This window comes from Sphingobium sp. HDIP04, assembly GCF_000445085.1.
Classification (GTDB): domain Bacteria; phylum Pseudomonadota; class Alphaproteobacteria; order Sphingomonadales; family Sphingomonadaceae; genus Sphingobium; species Sphingobium indicum.
This window is the reverse complement of the sequence record NZ_ATDO01000142.1, coordinates 192303-208438: the sequence shown is the minus strand read 5'-3', so window position 1 is coordinate 208438 and position 16136 is coordinate 192303. Positions and strand designations below refer to the sequence as shown.

The window sequence follows — 16136 nt, the reverse complement described above, 5'->3', positions numbered from 1 at the left end:
CCCCTCCCGCCTGCGGGAGGGGGGAACATTATTTTACGCCGCGATATGCATGGGTTCCAGGCCCGCGAGCCGCGTCACCACCGGCAGTTCCGGCACCTGGCGCGGCTTCTGCCCCGCCAGCGCCTTCGCCACCGCGCCGATATGCGCGGGCGTGGTGCCGCAGCAGCCGCCGACCATGTTGACCAGCCCCTCATCCACCCACTGGCGGATAAGCTTCGCCGTCGTTTCGGGCAGTTCGTCATATTGCCCCAGTTCGTTGGGCAGGCCCGCATTGGGATAGGCCAGGATCAGCGTGTCGGCATTCTTCGCCAGTTCGCTGAGATAAGGCCGCAGCAGGTCCGCCCCGAAGGCGCAGTTCACGCCGATGGTCAGCGGCTTTAAGTGCCGCAGCGAATACCAGAAGGCGTTGATCGTATGGCCGGACAGGTTGCGGCCCGACATGTCGGTGATGGTGAAGCTCAGCATCAGCGGCACGGGCCGTCCGGCCGCCGCCTCCGCCTCCCGCGCCGCCATGCCCGCCGCCTTGGCGTTCAGCGTGTCGAAGCAGGTTTCCACCAGCAGGAAATCCACCCCGCCCTCGATCAGCGCGTCGCATTGTTCGCGATAGTCGGCCTTCAGCGTGTCGTAGTCGACCTCCCGATAGGCGGGGTCGTTGACGTCCGGCGAAATCGACAGCGTCTTGTTCGTCGGGCCGATGGAACCGGCCACGAAGCGCGGGCGGCCGTCCTTCGCGCTCGCCGCCTCGCACGCCTTGCGGGCGATCCGGGCGGCGGCGATGTTGATGTCCCGCACCAGATGCTCGCAGCCATAATCGGCCATGGCGATCTTGGTGGAGGAGAAGGTGTTGGTCTCGATCATGTCCGCCCCGGCATCCAGATAGGCGGCGTGGATGCCCTCCACGATGTCCGGGCGGGTCAGGCACAGAAGGTCGTTATTGCCCTTCTGGTCCTTCGCCAGGTCGAGCGACCCGCGATAATCCGCCTCTGTCAGGCCGTGCTTCTGGATCGACGTGCCGTAGCCGCCGTCGAAGATCATGATCTTTTCCGCCGCCACGGCGCGGAATTGTTGTTCGGGCGTCATTCCACCAAACTCGCTTCCTGAATAACCACCGTTCGTCCTGAGTAGGGGCTGAGCTTGTCGAAGACCCGTATCGAAGGGCGGTCCTTCGATACGCCATTTCGACGGGCTCAATGGCTACTCAGGACGAACGGAAAATTTCAAACCGCATTCGCCGCCACCGGCCGCAGCCCCAGCAGATGGCAGATCGCATAGCTCAGTTCCGCCCGGTTGAGCGTGTAGAAATGAAAGTCGCGCACCCCGCCCGCATAGAGTTTGCGGCACAGTTCCGCCGCCAGCGTCGCGGACACGAGTTGCCGGGCGGCGGCATGGTCGTCCAGCCCCTCGAACAGCTTGCCCATCCAGCCGGGCACGTCGGTGTTGCACATGGCCGACATGCGCTGGACCGCCGCGAAATTGCTGACCGGCATGATGCCGGGGATGATGTCCGCGTCGATCCCTGCCGCCGCCACCGTGTCGCGGAAGCGGAAGAAGGTGTCCGGCTCGAAGAAGAATTGGGTGATCGCCCGCGTCGCGCCCGCGTCCAGCTTGCGCTTCAAATTGTCGATGTCGCTCTGCGCGCTCTGCGCGTCGGGATGGGTTTCGGGATAGGCGGCCACCGAAATCTCGAACGGATGGCGCTTGCGCAGTCCCTCGACCAGTTCCGCCGCGCCCTTATAGCCATCCGGATGGGGTTCGAACTTCGCGCCCATTTCCGGCGGATCGCCGCGCAGGGCGACGATGTGCCGCACGCCCGCCTCCCAATAGGCGTCGGCCACCTCGTCGATCTCGGCCCTGCTCGCCGCCACGCAGGTCAGGTGCGCCGCCGCCGACAGGGGCGTTTCCTTCGCGATGCGGGCCACGGTATTGTGCGTCCGCTCCCGCGTCGATCCGCCCGCGCCATAGGTGACGGACACGAATTTCGGGCCGAGCGGCGTCAGCGTCTGGATGGCGGACCATAGCTGCTCCTCCATCTTCTCCGACTTGGGGGGGAAGAATTCGAAGCTCACATTCACGTCGCCCGCCAGATCGGCGTAGAGCGGCGCCTGCCAGGCCTGGGCCGCTTCGACGGAGGGGAAACCAAGGGTCATGCGGAAAGTCGTCCTTCGATTGGCAGGACGCGCGCGCCACGGCGCCGCCCCAGCCATAATTGCACCGTCAGTTCCTGGCCGGGCAGCACCTCCACCCGCTCCAGTTCCAGGCCCGCGTCCGCGAACCAGCTTTCGATCTGATCGTCGGAAAAGCCCAGGCGCGCATGCTGGTCGCGCAGCCGCAGTTCCTCCCGTTCATGCGCCGCGAAATCGGCGATCAGGACGCGGCCGCCCGCCGCCGTCACCCGCGCCGCTTCCTCGATCACCGCTTCGGGCGCCTGCGCATAGTGCAGCACCTGATGCAGCACCACCGTGTCGGCGCTGCCCGGCTCCAGCGGCAGCGCGCCGAAATCGCCCAGCACCAGCGCATATTTGTCGCCCGCATCCTCCGGCAGCTTGGCGCGGGCCAGCCGCAACATGTCGGGGCTGCGGTCCAGCGCCGTCACCTGGTCCGCCGACGGGCCGAACAATTCGATCATGCGCCCGGTGCCGGTGCCGATGTCGAGCAGATGGCCGATGGGTTCCGCCCCCAGCAGCGCGGTCATCGCCGCCTCCACATCCCCCTCCGGCACATGGAGCGAACGGATCGCGTCCCATTCCTCGGCATGTTCGGCGAAATAGCTTTCCGCCGCCTGGGCGCGGTCCGCCCGCACCGCGGCCAGCCGGGCGAGGTCGGCCTTCTGCCACAGCAATTCGCCCTCCGACGGGACAAGCTGGTCGAAAAGCGTCAGGAAAGGCGCGATTTCCGCCTTTTTGCCCAGGCGCAGGAAAACCCAATTGCCTTCCTTGCGCCGTTCGACCAGATCGGCTTCGGCCAGGATGCGGACATGGCGCGACACGCGGGGCTGGCTTTGCCCGACGACCTGCGCGATCTCGCCCACGGCCAGTTCCATGGCGCGCAACAGATGGATGATGCGCAGCCGCGTGGGATCGCCCAATGCCCGGAAAATGTCGAGTGCCGCGCTCATGACAGGATCATATAAAGAAATCTTTATATACGTCAATGGCCGTTCGGAACGGCGCCGTTCGACCCCTTGCAGCCCCAAATCACGGGCTTGGCGCATGATTGGGATTGCCATGAGTCGCCGGATTCATTACGAATCGCGGCGCAGACGCAATGGGGGGTGAACTTTTCTCCGAGAGTGGTCTGCGCCGTTATTATTCTCAGAGAGGGGTTAACCCATGACCAAGTCGATTGCTCTTTCGCTCGTTCTCGCCGCGTCGCTCGGCCTGGCCGCCTGCTCGGGCGGTGCGGAAAATGCCGCCAACGCGTCGGCCAATGCTGCCGAGAACGCGTCGAACGCTGCCGACAACGCCATGAACGCCGCGATGAACGCCGCCGACAACGCTTCGAACGCCGCTTCGAACGTTGCCAACACGGCCGGCAACGCTGCCGCGAACGCGATGTAATTCCCTATCCGGGAATTGTCTGGAACGGGCCGCGCCGGAAACGGGGCGGCCCTTTTCTTTGACTTGCCCGAACAAAAAAGGGCCGCCCCGGTGGAGCGGCCCTTTTTTCGTTCATCTTTCGGCGATGGATCAGCAATCCCGGTCGATCGCCCGCCCGGCCAACGCGCCCACGCCCGCGCCGATGATGGCGCCCGTGGTGCCGTCGCCGCGACGGCCATAGCGGCCGCTGCCCTTGCCCACTTCATTGCCCAGCAGCCCGCCGGCGATCGCGCCGATGATGGTGCCGCCCGTGCCGTTGTCCCGGCAGCGATAGCCGCCGCGATAGCCGCGATAGCCGCGATAATAGCGATCGCCGCGATAATAGCCGCCGCCCCGGTAATAGCCGTCGCGATAGCCGCGATAACCCCGGTCGCCGCGATAATAATCGCCACGTTCATAATGGCGGCCCCAACCGTCGCGGGCCATGGCCGGCGTTGCGGTGACGGCAAGAGAGGCAGCGCCCATCGCCAGCGCCGCCCCCAGATTGATCAGAAACTTCGTCTTCATGGCGTTGCTCCTCATTAGCCCTCGATCCCGGCAGGGTCTTCCCAAGCGGGGACTCGCCATCGATTGAAGCCCTTTCTGCCCGATTCGCATTGAGCCAAGCCTGAATGGCGATGTCAGCCGCCGTTCAGCATCGGAGCGACCGCCCGACAGCTTATCGCGCTTTTCGCGTGCCGAGGCCAGCGCCGCGAAAAACCCTGCACGGCGGCCGATTATCCCCTATGGCAGGGGCGATGCGCCGAATCCTGATCGTCCTGCTGCTCGCGATCCTGCTGCTTCCCGCGCCGCACAAGAACAAGCCCGAACCCTTCGGCCCCGGCCCGCTGCTGGTGAGGGCGCGCCCCCTGCCGCTGAACGCCGCCGATCCCGGCCAGCGCGACCTGGGGCCGCTTCATTATCTGGGCGGATGGCAATTGAGCAGCGCGCATCATGGGTTTGGCGGCATATCGTCCCTGCTGGCGGAACCGGACGGGCAGATTTTGGCGCTGAGCGATTCCGGCACGCTGATGGGCTTCCACGTCGGTTCGGGCAGGGGGGAGCGGCGGCCGTTCATCGCCCCCCTCCCCATCCGGCCGCAGGACCGCGACCGCCCCTGGTGGGCCTGGGATTCGGAAGCGATGGCCCGCGACCCCGCCACCGGGCGCTATTGGGTGGGTTTCGAATTGCAGCAGATGGTCTGCCGCTATTCGCCCGGCTTCGCCCGTGTGGAGGCCTGCCGCACCTGGCCGGAGATGGAGGCCTGGCCCGAAACCGGATCGATCGAATCGCTGGCGCGGCTGCCCGATGGGCGTTTCCTGGTGCTGGCGGAAATGGGCATGACCGCCGACGGCAGCCACGACGCGCTGCTGTTCGCGGGCGACCCGGCGGAGGCCGCGACCGCGCGCCCCATGCACCTGCGCTATGTGCCGCCGCGGGGCTATCGCCCGACCGACGCGGTGGCGCTGGACGAGCGGCATGTGCTGGTGCTCAACCGGCGGCTGACCCTGCAATCCTTGTTCACCGCGACGCTGGCGATGGTCGAACTGCCGGAACGGCCGCGCCCCGGCGACCGGCTGAAGGCGCGGGCGCTGGCCCGGCTGGCGCCGCCGCTGCTGGCGGACAATTTCGAAGGGCTGGCCGTGACGCGGGAGGGCGGGCGCCGGATCGTCTGGATCGCATCCGACGACAATCATGAATTCTTCCAGCGGACTTTGCTGCTGAAATTCGGGTTGGATTGGGAATAAGGCCTCTTGGGAGTTGACCTACCCTATTCCTCCCCATCGGTAGATGGGGAGGGGGACCAGCCGAAGGCTGGTGGAGGGGAAGGGGGCACGACCTCCGCAATTTCTCCTCCAACATCGGCCAACGCAAAAAAGCGGCCCGTCGCCGGGCCGCTTCTTCAAGCGAACGAATCGAACCGAATCAGGCCGCGACGGCAGCCTTCTTCTTCGCGATGTCGCGCTTCAGGCGGCGGGCCTTCAGCGACAGCTTGTCGTCGCTGGTCTTCAGCAGCCAGTTGTCCAGGCCGCCATTATGCTCGACCGAACGCAGGCCATGGGTCGACACGCGCAGCTTCACGGTCGTTTCCAGCGCTTCGGAGATCAGCGACACGTTCTGCAGGTTGGGCAGGAACACGCGCTTGGTCTTGTTATTGGCGTGGGAAACATTGTGACCCACCTGGCGACCCTTGCCGGTCAGCTCGCAAATGCGCGACATAGTCAATCAACCTTGTAATTCGGGTTCGTTCGGAAAGCGGCGCGGATAACGGGATTCCCCGCGCGCGTCAACCCGCCCAGCGCCTTTCCGGGCCGCAACCCTTTCCGACTCATGAGCGTTGAAGGCCCATAAGCCAAAGGAGGCGGAAATGCGATTCATAGGTGGCCTGTTGCTGATCCTGCTGCTGGTCCTGGCCGGCGGCATCGCCACCGGCTTCATCGACCTGCAAAAGACGCAGGAAGGGCGCCTGCCGGAAATCGCGGTCAAGGGCGGCTCCCTGCCCAAATATGAGGCCAGCGTGGCCAAGGTCGAGGTCGGCAAGCGCAAGGAAACGGTCGAGGTGCCGACGGTGGATGTGCAGAAGCCGTGAAAAGACCCTCCATGCTCCTGCAAAGGCAGGAACAGGTTGCTTTCCGCGGAACCGCCCCCCTCCCCTCGCGCGCGCTTATCCTCTATGGGCGAAGCCATGCCTTCCCCCTTCCCCCTGCCCGAACCGATGCGGCGCGCGCTGGACCTGGCCCGCGCTGCCGCCGACGCGGGGGAAGTGCCGATCGGCGCGGTCGTCACCCTGGACGGCCGGATCATCGGGGAGGGGGAAAATCGCAACCGGCGCGACAATGACCCCACGGCCCATGCCGAAATGGTCGCGATCCGCGCCGCGGCGGCCCATCTGGGCGACTTCCGCCTCGCCGGATGCGAACTGTGGGTGACGCTGGAACCGTGCGCCATGTGCGCCGGCGCGATCTCCCACGCCCGCATCGCCCGCCTCTATTATGCCGCGGCGGATCCCAAGGGCGGCGCGATCGAACAGGGACTGCGTTTCTTCACCCAGCCGCAATGCCTGCACCGGCCGGAAGTCTATGGCGGCCTGGCGCAGGCCGAGGCATCAACGCTGCTGCGGGATTTTTTTCTCGCCCGGCGCTGAATAATCGATGCGATAGAGCGTGTAGGGCAGCGTCATCCCTGTCCTCAGCGGCACCGGCCTTAGCCAGCCGGGCACGTCGCCCCGCATCAGCCCGGCATAAAAGCCCCTGGGGCTGCGCGCCTGATAGATGGTGCCTTCGGGAAAGCCGGGGCACACCAGCAGATAGGCGGCATGGTGCTTCGCCGCGATCGGCCGGAACGCGTCGGCAGGGCCGTCATAGGCATGGTGCATGTCCAGGATCGTCGCGCCGTTGCGGTGATAGGGGCCAGCAACGGCGCTGTGATGCGTCGCGACGATCAGGCGCGGCCCCAGGTCGACCATGGTGAAGATGGTGGCGGGCGGCACCTGATTGAGCACCTCCAGCGCCGGCAGGGTGCGGCAACGGCCATTGGCGTTGGCGATGGCCTTCCGCCGCGCCTGCGCCTTGGGCTTTTGCGGCTTGGGCTGCTCGCCCGTCGCCATGACCCAGAGCCGGTTGATCTGCGGATAAAGCGGCGTCGCGAAGGCCGCGCCGGCCAGCGCCGCCGCGCCCAGCGCCGCGACCAGTCGAACGGCGGGCCTTCCCGTCGCGATCAGGCACAGCAGCCGATAGGCGGCCCAGGCGGCGGGCGGTATGGCCAGCAGTTGCGCCGCCGGACCGGCCCGAAGCTGCCAGAACAGCAGCGCGGTGGAAAAGAGCATCATCAGGCCCACCGTGGCCCAGGCCCAGAGCCGGTCGGCGTCCCTGCGCGCGTCCCACAGCGCCCAGAGCAGGCCGATCAGGCCCGCCGCCGGAATGGCCATCAACGGCACCACCAGGCTGCGCGCCTGCACCGTGATCGGCTTGGCCTCGCGGATGTTGGCCAGCCACAGCTTCTGCAATTCGGGCGAGATCTGATAGGCGCCCGACAGGCATTGCGGCCAGTTCGTCCAGGCGAAGGCCGCCACCGCCGCGCCGACCGCCAGCCCCGCGCCAAGCCGCGCAGGCCAGTTTTTGAGCGGCAGCAGCGCCAGCAGCGCCATCCCCGCCGACGCCGCCGCGAAGATCGCGACCCAGATGGGCGAGATGGCGTCGCACAGCATTTCCCGGTTCGCGTAGCTGGCGAACAGCACGAACAGCACCGACGTCGCGCCGCCAAGGCTGATCGCATAGGGCAGCATCCGCCGCGCCGCGCCGTCCTTGAACACCCAGCGCAGCGCGATGAGCGCGCCGCCCGCCGCCAGATAGACGATCATCTCCATGCCGATGGCGATGGACAGCGCGCTGCTGACCCCCGCGACGATGCCGCCGCGCAGCCAGTTGCGGTCGACCACGCCCGCCAGCATCAGCACGGTGAAGGCCAGTTGCCAGCCATGATGGTCGATCCGCATCGGCAGGAACATGCTGATGCCCATCTGCGCGGCGAAGGGCGCCAGCGCCGCCAGGAACCAGCTGTTCCCCCCCGCCAGCCGCCGGGCGATGAAGCCCAGCCCCAGCATCAGCGGCAACAGGGGCAGCATCGGCGCGATGCCGCAGGCCAGCCGGTCGGCCAGCCCCTGGTCCAGGAAGGCGCGGAAGAACAGCATCAGCCCCGCCAGCGGCAGGTCCACCAGCCGCGACCAGTGGATGTCGAATCCGGCGGGCGGATCCAGCCGATATTGCCGCAGGTCGTACCACCCCTGCCCGGCCAGCCAGTCCTTCACCTGCAGATAGCGGATATTGTCGTCGGTATCGTTCAGCGTCAGCCACTGTATCTGCGGCCAGCGGGTGGAAACCATATAGGCCATGGCGCCGATCCACAGCAGGACGGTCAGCCACTTCCAGTTCCGTTCCGCGTAGAGCGACAATTTCGCCGCCAGGGGAAGGATGCGCGCGCGCAGGACAGGCCAGCTTTGCAGTTTCATGGTGGCTCGATTAGAGGGTCCGCATCAAAGCGCAACGGGGCGGCATGAAAATCCTTCATATCTTCACACCGGAAAAGCAGGCGCTGTTCTGGCAGATCGTCCGTTACGGCCTGACCGGGCTGTTCGTGACCGCCTGTCAGGCGACAATCTACTGGACGCTGGCCGCGCCGGTCGGGCTGCATCCGCAGGTCGCCAACGGCATCGGCTATCTGGCGGCGGTGGCGGTCGGCTATGTCACGCACAGCAGCTTCACCTTTCGTGGGCATGGCGGGCGCGACAACCAGGCGGCGCGGGGGGTCCGCTTCGTCGCGGTGTCGCTGGTGAGCTATGCGCTGAACGCGCTATGGGTGTGGTTGTGCGTGACCCATATGCAATGGCCGGAATGGTCGCCCATCCCGGCCATGCTGTTCGTAACCCCGGCGGTGGTTTTCGGGCTTAATCGGCAATGGGTGTTTCGTTAGAGTGCCAGGAGCACGGATGTTTTATTGGGCGACGTCTTCGAAAAGATCACGCCAGCCGGGGTTGGCTGTCTCGATCAGGCGCAGCTTCCAGTCGCGTTTCCATTTCTTCATGCGAAGTTCGCGGAGGCGGGCCTCCTGAAGATCGTCATAGGCCTCGTACCAGACCAGGAAATGGCAGCGATATTCGGCGCTGAATTCGCTGCCCAAGCCGTTGCGATGCTGCCAGGCGCGTTTGACGAGATCGCTGGTTACGCCCAGGTAAAGCGTGCCGTTGCGGCGGCTGGCCATGATGTAGACGTAACCGGGCTTGCTCACCGGCTTTTTCTACCGTGTTCCTGCGAAGGCAGGAACCCAGTTCTGCCTTCGACCTGCAACCGCACCGTCTGAACTAGGCTCCTGCCTTCGCAGGAGCACGTCACTCTTACACTCCGATCAATGCACGAACCGGGCCACCACGTCGCGATAGGACCGGCTGACCTTCACCTGCGCGCCGGATTCCAGCACCAGGAAGCATTCGCCGTTGGTATGCGGCTTCACCTGTCGCACCTGGCTGAGGTTCACGATGGTCGAACGATGCACCCGCTGGAAATTGCGCGGGTCGAGCCGCTTTTCCAGGTCCTTCATCGTCTCGCGCAGGATCAGCGAATTGTCGGCGGTATAGATGCACATATAGTCGCCCGCCGCGTCGATCCTCTCGATGGAATCGACGTCCACGCGGAAGATCTGCCCGCGATCCTTGATGTTGATGAGCTTTTCGAAGCGGTTGGCGGCCGGCGCATCGCCATCGCCCGCAAAGTCGTTCATCGCGTCCGGTGCGACCTCCGCCAGCACTTCGCGCAGCTTCTCCGCTTCCTGCACCTGGCGTTTTTCGGACAGGCGCTGACGCACCCGGTCCAGCGCGTCGGCAAGGCGGCCTTCCTCCACCGGCTTCATCAGATAGTCGACCGCCTGCGCCTCGAAAGCGCGGATCGCATGGTCGCTATAGGCGGTGCAGAAGATGAAGAGCGGCGGCTCCACCTCCATCAGCCCCTGCACGACGGAAAAACCGTCGAAGCCGGGCATTTGAATGTCAAGGAACACAAGGTCGGGCTTATGCGTCTTGATGGCGCGGATCGCTTCGCGGCCGTTGGAACAGGTTTCTACGATTTCGACATCCTCATGCGCTTCCAGACGCAGCTTGAGGCCTTGGATAGCCAGGCTTTCGTCGTCGACGAGGATTGTTCTGATGGTCATGCGGCCACTCTCGATGGTTCATCCAGGTTAAGCGGCATTTCGATCAGGACCGAAAAGCCGCCCGGCGTGGAACGCGTTTCGAAGCTCTGTCGTTCCCCGAAGGCCTGAATCAACCTGTCGCGGATGTTCGCCAGACCGACGCCCGTTCCTTCGCTGACGGGATTGTTCGGGCGGGTGAACCCCTCATTCAATCCCGGACCCGTATCGGATACGATGATCCGGACGTTTTCACCGGCAGGCTGCGCCGTGACGGAGATTTCCGCGCCTTCCTCCTTGGGCGTGACCGCATATTTGATGGCGTTTTCCACCAGCGGCTGGAGCAGGAGGGAGGGCAGGCGCGACTGCGCGACCGCCGGATCGATGTTGAAGACCGGCCGCAACCGGTCCTCGAACCGCATCTTCTCGATCTCCAGATAGAGTTTCAGCGTCTCGATCTCCTGCTCTATCGTCACCTGCGCGGTCGGCTCGTTGATCAGGGTATAGCGCAGGAAGGAGGACAGGCGGGACAGCATGGCATTGGCCCGGTCCGTCTGCTTCAGCAGCACCAGCGTGGAGATGCTGTTCAGCGTATTGAACAGGAAATGCGGATTGAGCTGATAGCGCAGCATGGCCAGTTGCGCGCTGGACGCCTGATTTTCCAGCCGCAGCAACTGGTCCGCCTGCTCCTCCACCGTCAGGTAGAAGTTGATCGCATAATAAAGCGCCGACCATGCGCCCAGCAGCGTCATCGAAAGATAGAAGGCGCCCAGGAACAGTTGCAGCCCCGCCGTGTCGCTGCCCCTATTCTGGGTCGAGAACACCCAGGCGTCGATGAACGCCACCAGCCCCGCCGCGACCACCACCGTGACGATGGAGGCGCCCCAGGTGACGATGGGCCGCTGCCGCTGGAGGAAGCGGAACACCACCGCGATCAGCAGCGTCACCGAATAGCCCGACACGGTGGAGATCATCACCGGGATCAGGCTGGAAAGCGGCTGCCCGTTGGCGATGGTGGACGACCCGCGCAACAGGAACGCGCCGGCCCATCCCACGGACTGGAGGTTCCAGAAGGCGCGATTCTTGTCCGCGAAAAAGGGCTGGGGCTGGAAACGATGCACTGACATTGGCGTCAGCCTAAAGCATCATAGGCTGTCAGAACAACCGTCATGCTGAACTTGTTTCAGCATGACCGACCGATGCAGGGCGCGCGCCCATTGCGTCAGGCGACGGCGGCTTCCTGCCGGACCGGCGTTTCCTCATCGACGCAGAGCCAGATCAGGTCGCCCGGCTCCAGCGTGCGGCCGTCATGGGCCTGGATGGTCATCTTGCGGATCGGCTGCCGGTCGCGGCCGTCGGCCAGCACCTGGCAGGATGCGGGGCCGCAGCCCCATTTTTCGCCCCATTGGCGCAACGCGATCATCGCGGGGGCCAGATCCTCCCCCTTCTGGGTCAGGCGATATTCGACCTTGCGCCGGTCGCACTGCATGGGCTGACGCACCATGATGCCGTTTTCCACCAGCCGGGCGAGCCGATTCGCCAGGATGTTGCGGGCAATGCCGAGGGTCGATTGAAACTCCTCGAAATGCCGGATTCCCGAAAGAGCGCCCCGCAATATGAGGAACGACCAGCGTTCTCCCATCGCTTCCAATGCGCCGGGCAGCGCGCATTGCTCCAGATCCTGCGCCAGAATATGTGTCATCGTCTCACTTGATAGCTCAAAGCCACCCGCGTTGCAAAAGCGCATCGCTATTCACCCAAGATGGGATTTTTTTGTTGCACAGCAAGGGGCATCGCGGACAATCGCAACAGGATGCTACGCCAGTACGAACTTGTTGAACGGGTAAAGCGCTACGATCCGGAAGCGGACGAAGCGATGATCAACCGCGCCTATGTGTTTTCGGTCCAGAAGCACGGCAGCCAGAAGCGCGCCAGCGGCGACCCTTATTTCAGCCATCCCATTGAAGTCGCAGGCATTTTGACCGACTTCAACCTGGACGACCAGACCATCGTGACCGCGCTGCTGCACGACACGATAGAGGATACGCTGGTCACCTATGAGGAAATAGAGCAGGCCTTCGGCAAGGACGTCGCCAAGATGGTCGACGGCGTCACCAAGCTCAGCAAGATCGAGGCCATGTCCGAAAATGAGCGGGCGGCGGAAAATCTGCGCAAGTTCCTGCTCGCCATGTCGGACGACATCCGGGTGCTGCTGGTGAAGCTGGCCGACCGGCTGCACAATATGCGCACGCTGCACTTCATCAAGAATGAGCAGAAGCGCCGCCGCATCGCCCGCGAGACGATGGATATCTACGCCCCGCTGGCGGAGCGGATCGGCATGTACGACTTCATGCGCGAGATGCAGCTTCTGGCCTTCCGCGAACTGGAGCCGGAGGCCTATGACAGCATCACCAAGCGGCTGGAGCAACTGAAGGAAGGCGGCCATGACAAGGTCGACCGGATCGGCGCGGAACTGCAACTGCTGCTGGGCGGCAAGGGGCTGCCGGTCACGGTGTCGGGGCGGGAGAAGCATCCCTATTCCATCTGGAAGAAGATGCAGGAACGCCATATCAGCTTCGAGCAACTGACCGACGTCATGGCGTTCCGCGTGATCACCGAGACGGCGGAGGATTGCTACCGCGCGCTGGGCGTCATCCACCAGACCTTCAAGATGGTGCCGGGCCGGTTCAAGGATTATATCTCCACGCCCAAGCGCAACGGCTATCGCTCGCTGCACACCACGGTCATCCATCAGGACAATGCCCGGATAGAGGTGCAGATCCGCAGCCGCGACATGCATCATGACGCCGAACTCGGCCTGGCCGCGCACTGGGCCTACAAGCAGAAGGGCGACGCCAGCGACCATCAGGCGGCATGGCTGCGCGACCTGGTCGAAATATTGGAGCAGAGCCAGGACGCGGACGAACTGCTCGAACATACGCGCATGGCGATGTATCAGGACCGCATCTTCGCCTTCTCCCCCAAGGGCGAGCTGCACCAATTGCCCAAGGGGTCGACGCCGGTGGACTTCGCCTATGCGGTGCACACGTCGCTGGGCAACCAGACGGTCGGCGCGAAGGTCAACGGCCGGGTCGTGCCGCTGCGCACCATGCTGGAAAATGGCGATCAAGTCGAAATCCTGAAATCCGAGGGGCAGGAGCCGCAGCCCGGCTGGCTGACCTTCGCCATCACCGGCAAGGCCCGCGCCGCCATCCGCCGCTATATCCGCCAGAAGCAGCGCGGCGAGGAAGTGGCGCTGGGCGAGAAGCTCTATGAGGAGATCATCGGCCGCTTCTCCCCCGAACTGGCGAGCGAACTGGGCGACAAGGCGCTGAAGGCGGCGCTCAAGCGGCTCAAGCTGGACGACCGCGCATCGCTGATGGTCGCCATCGCCACGCACCGCCTGCTCGATTCGGAGGTGATGGAGGCGCTGATCCCCGGCTCCACCAGCGCGGAGGGGGTGGAGGAGGCCCATCCGCGCCAGCACGCCCCGGTGTCGATCCGCGGCCTGACGCCGGGCATCGCCTATAATCTGGGCGATTGCTGCCACCCCGTCCCCGGCGACCGCATCGTCGGCGTCCGCCGCACCGGCGAACCGATCGAGGTCCACACCATCGACTGCCGCTCGCTGGAGGTGGATCAGGACGACGATTGGGTGGATTTGAGCTGGGACAGCAAGTCCAAGGGCGGCACGGCGCGGCTCCAGGTGATCGTCAAGAACCAGCCGGGCGCGCTGGCCGCCGTCACCAACGTGTTCGGCGCGACCAAGGCGAACATTCTGAACCTGCAACTGGTGAACCGCGAAGGCCCGTTCCACACCGACATCATCGACCTGGAAGTGGCCGACGCGCAGCATTTGAACCGCATATTGTCGGCGCTGCGGGGCCTCGACACGGTGGTGCAGGCGGACCGGGTATAAGCATGGCCATGGCGTGAGATCGGCTGCCTCATGCTCGTCGCCCCGGGGCTTGGCGAGGACATCGCAACCTGCGTCAAACAGGAAAAACATCTCAAGCGTTGGCGACGCGCATGGAAATTCGACCTAATCGAACGCAACAACCCCGACTGGCAGCACATGTTTAACCTGCCCGCCTGAAAGGCAGAAGGCAGCGAGACCCCGGCTCAAGGCCGGGGTGACGGGGTTGGGTGGTTTCGCGACAGTCAGGTTTGCAGCCACTTCGACAATAAAGCGGACTTTTACGGATATTTAAAAAGAATTTGCGTTACTCTCATCATGGAACCAGACCTCAGCATCGCACAATCTTTAAAAGTCGCATTTTTGTCGGCGTTTGCCGGATGCTTTTTATCAACGGTCATCTTTTGCTGTGGCATTCTTGCGACGGCGGATGGAATGTTTAGTTTGAAGGGCATCATTGCAGTGCAGATGTGGGGAGCGCTAGTCGGCACAATGGCATTGCTTTTTTCAATCCCCGCAGCGTTAATTTTGGGCACCCCTCTACATTGTATTCTTACTCTCCAAGTCGCTGCCAATCCGAAGTCGTATGCAGTGTTATTCGCACTGATTGGCGCGGCCGTCGGATGGATCATATTTTTGGTCATGTTCAGCGATGGACTAGGTTCAACTATTGAAATGGCAAAATATGCCTGCCCCCTCTACGGTGCGGGAGTAGCTGGAATAATGCCTCTGACGGCAGCATGGTTGAACAAGTCTATTGATCTACCATAGTGTGTCCGGTTGCCGGAAAAGCTCAACGTCCAGTTTATGGCAACTTCTGGTCGCTTCCAGACAGTCCCCTTCTCGTCATCCCGGCCTTGAGCCGGGATCCCGCTCCTTGGCCGCAAACTGCGCTGCTCTGCCGCCTGTCACCCACAGGCCACAGCTTGCGCAAAAACCATCCTATTTCCCGCAGCCTGCTCCCCTTTCTCCTGTCCTACATCCCCCCGGCCCGCCTATCCCGCCCCCTCTTTGAAATGTCGATCCGCTTCCCACCACGCCTACGCGCGCCCACGCCCGCGCGCGCATACACTGTGAACTTCGACGGAAAACCGCGCTTTTCCGCGCTCCGATCCGACCCTTCGTCAGAATCCGCGTGACATGCCTCCTACAAATCTGTAGGGGCGCCCGCAGCAGGCCCCTGGCAGCAGTGCCGGTGGCCTTCCGTCCGAGACAGTCGGTGAAGGGAATCTGCCCTTCTTAATTTCCGGCCTAGACGGGGAAAAGTTCTTTGCCGGCCGGGCGCAAGCGCCTGTCCGGGTCTGCCTGTTCTCCTTGAGGGATACGGGCCAGTCGATCTCTCCCCTTCGGACCAATGCCCCGCGGGTTCGCCCGTGGGTTTTGCCGTTCATCGGGCCGTCCGGTGAACATGAAGTGGAGTAATGGCATGGATCGTAATCAGAAAGCTGAGGTCGTTTCCGCGCTGAACGCACATCTGGCAGAGGTCGGCGTGGTCGTCGTGACCCGCAACCTCGGGCTGACGGTCGCCCAGTCGACCCAGCTCCGCCAGAAGATGCGCGAAGCCGGCGGCACCTACAAGGTTACGAAGAACCGCCTCGCCAAGATCGCCCTTGAAGGCACCGACTATACCGGCATCAGCGATCTGCTGACCGGCCCGGTCGGCCTCGCCTCCTCGGCCGATCCGGTCGCAGCCGCGAAGGTTGCGGTCGAATTCGCCAAGACCAACGACAAGCTAGAGATCGTTGGCGGCGCGATGGGCGAAGTGCTGCTGAACGCGGAGGGCGTCAAGGCGCTCGCCTCGATGCCGTCGCTGGATGAACTGCGCGCCAAGATCGTCGGGTTGCTCGTTGCGCCCGCGACCAAGCTCGCGACCGTCACCCAGGCGCCGGCTGCCCAGCTCGCGCGGGTCTTCAACGCCTATGCGGAAAAGAACGCGGCCTGATCGCCGCGGGATTTCCCGAAAAGAC

The 16136-nt window shown here is 64.1% G+C and carries 19 protein-coding genes; 9 read left to right on the top strand and 10 right to left on the bottom strand.

Annotation, left to right across the window (positions count from 1 at the left end):
- Positions 1-33: 33 nt before the first annotated feature.
- The 3 genes from L286_RS47215 to L286_RS47205 form a co-directional block, all read right to left on the bottom strand.
- Positions 34-1080, bottom strand: a complete 1047-nt coding sequence (locus L286_RS47215) for a homocysteine S-methyltransferase family protein (protein WP_020821176.1) — start codon at positions 1078-1080, stop codon at positions 34-36.
- Between the two features lie 137 nt (positions 1081-1217).
- Entirely contained in the window at positions 1218-2147 is a 930-nt protein-coding gene (gene metF, locus L286_RS47210; RefSeq protein WP_021224206.1) for a methylenetetrahydrofolate reductase, read from the bottom strand.
- Positions 2144-3115 (bottom strand): ArsR/SmtB family transcription factor, encoded by a 972-nt coding sequence (locus L286_RS47205; protein WP_020821174.1) that lies wholly within the window; start codon positions 3113-3115, stop codon positions 2144-2146. Before L286_RS47205 ends, metF begins: the two co-directional genes overlap by 4 nt.
- A gap of 214 nt (positions 3116-3329) precedes the next feature.
- Between L286_RS47205 and L286_RS47200 the strand changes: the two genes are divergently transcribed.
- Positions 3330-3557, top strand: a complete 228-nt coding sequence (locus L286_RS47200; RefSeq protein ID WP_007687485.1) for a hypothetical protein — start codon at positions 3330-3332, stop codon at positions 3555-3557.
- A gap of 129 nt (positions 3558-3686) precedes the next feature.
- Here the strand turns inward: L286_RS47200 and L286_RS47195 are convergent, their stop codons facing one another.
- Positions 3687-4103, bottom strand: a complete 417-nt coding sequence (locus L286_RS47195) for a glycine zipper 2TM domain-containing protein (RefSeq protein WP_007687483.1) — start codon at positions 4101-4103, stop codon at positions 3687-3689.
- A gap of 230 nt (positions 4104-4333) precedes the next feature.
- On the opposite strand from L286_RS47195, the gene L286_RS47190 reads away from it, so the two are divergent.
- Positions 4334-5323, top strand: coding sequence for an esterase-like activity of phytase family protein (locus L286_RS47190; RefSeq protein WP_021224204.1), 990 nt, complete (start codon positions 4334-4336; stop codon positions 5321-5323).
- Between the two features lie 178 nt (positions 5324-5501).
- On the opposite strand, the gene rpmB is transcribed toward L286_RS47190, so the two are convergent.
- Positions 5502-5795, bottom strand: a complete 294-nt coding sequence (rpmB, locus tag L286_RS47185) for a 50S ribosomal protein L28 (RefSeq protein ID WP_007687480.1) — start codon at positions 5793-5795, stop codon at positions 5502-5504.
- A 148-nt stretch (positions 5796-5943) separates the two neighbouring features.
- On the opposite strand from rpmB, the gene L286_RS47180 reads away from it, so the two are divergent.
- Positions 5944-6165 carry a hypothetical protein gene (locus L286_RS47180; protein WP_013041053.1) on the top strand — a complete coding sequence of 74 codons (222 nt, stop codon included), beginning with the start codon at positions 5944-5946 and terminating at the stop codon, positions 6163-6165.
- A gap of 96 nt (positions 6166-6261) precedes the next feature.
- On the top strand, positions 6262-6720 hold the full coding sequence (locus L286_RS47175; protein ID WP_031293699.1) for a nucleoside deaminase: 459 nt from the start codon (positions 6262-6264) through the stop codon (positions 6718-6720).
- Here the strand turns inward: L286_RS47175 and L286_RS47170 are convergent.
- On the bottom strand, positions 6682-8583 hold the full coding sequence (locus L286_RS47170; protein WP_021224202.1) for a hypothetical protein: 1902 nt from the start codon (positions 8581-8583) through the stop codon (positions 6682-6684). The genes L286_RS47175 and L286_RS47170 overlap by 39 nt on opposite strands.
- Positions 8584-8627: 44 nt before the next feature.
- On the opposite strand from L286_RS47170, the gene L286_RS47165 reads away from it, so the two are divergent.
- Positions 8628-9044, top strand: coding sequence for a GtrA family protein (locus L286_RS47165; RefSeq protein WP_013041056.1), 417 nt, complete (start codon positions 8628-8630; stop codon positions 9042-9044).
- Between the two features lie 21 nt (positions 9045-9065).
- Here L286_RS47165 and L286_RS47160 read toward each other — a convergent pair whose 3' ends face one another.
- The 4 genes from L286_RS47160 to L286_RS47145 all read right to left on the bottom strand — a co-directional run bounded on the left by L286_RS47160 (position 9066) and on the right by L286_RS47145 (position 11955).
- Positions 9066-9359 carry a GIY-YIG nuclease family protein gene (locus L286_RS47160; RefSeq protein ID WP_020821165.1) on the bottom strand — a complete coding sequence of 98 codons (294 nt, stop codon included), beginning with the start codon at positions 9357-9359 and terminating at the stop codon, positions 9066-9068.
- 117 nt (positions 9360-9476) lie between these two features.
- On the bottom strand, positions 9477-10277 hold the full coding sequence (locus tag L286_RS47155) for a LytR/AlgR family response regulator transcription factor (protein WP_021224201.1): 801 nt from the start codon (positions 10275-10277) through the stop codon (positions 9477-9479).
- A complete protein-coding gene (locus L286_RS47150) occupies positions 10274-11380 on the bottom strand; it encodes a sensor histidine kinase (RefSeq protein WP_007687467.1) in 1107 nt (368 codons plus the stop codon). Before L286_RS47150 ends, L286_RS47155 begins: the two co-directional genes overlap by 4 nt.
- Before the next feature lie 95 nt (positions 11381-11475).
- Positions 11476-11955, bottom strand: a complete 480-nt coding sequence (locus L286_RS47145) for a winged helix-turn-helix transcriptional regulator (RefSeq protein ID WP_021224200.1) — start codon at positions 11953-11955, stop codon at positions 11476-11478.
- A 111-nt stretch (positions 11956-12066) separates the two neighbouring features.
- Between L286_RS47145 and L286_RS47140 the strand changes: the two genes are divergently transcribed.
- From L286_RS47140 to rplJ, 4 genes are all read left to right on the top strand, one after another.
- On the top strand, positions 12067-14172 hold the full coding sequence (locus L286_RS47140; RefSeq protein ID WP_007687453.1) for a RelA/SpoT family protein: 2106 nt from the start codon (positions 12067-12069) through the stop codon (positions 14170-14172).
- 30 nt (positions 14173-14202) lie between these two features.
- The gene (locus L286_RS47135) at positions 14203-14349 is read left to right on the top strand and encodes a hypothetical protein (RefSeq protein ID WP_020821169.1); all 147 of its coding nucleotides are present in this window, start codon (positions 14203-14205) and stop codon (positions 14347-14349) included.
- A 138-nt stretch (positions 14350-14487) separates the two neighbouring features.
- The gene (locus L286_RS48810) at positions 14488-14940 is read left to right on the top strand and encodes a hypothetical protein (RefSeq protein WP_152522376.1); all 453 of its coding nucleotides are present in this window, start codon (positions 14488-14490) and stop codon (positions 14938-14940) included.
- Positions 14941-15595: 655 nt separating this feature from the next.
- On the top strand, positions 15596-16111 hold the full coding sequence (gene rplJ / locus L286_RS47130) for a 50S ribosomal protein L10 (RefSeq protein ID WP_007687448.1): 516 nt from the start codon (positions 15596-15598) through the stop codon (positions 16109-16111).
- The last annotated feature ends 25 nt before the right edge of the window (positions 16112-16136 follow it).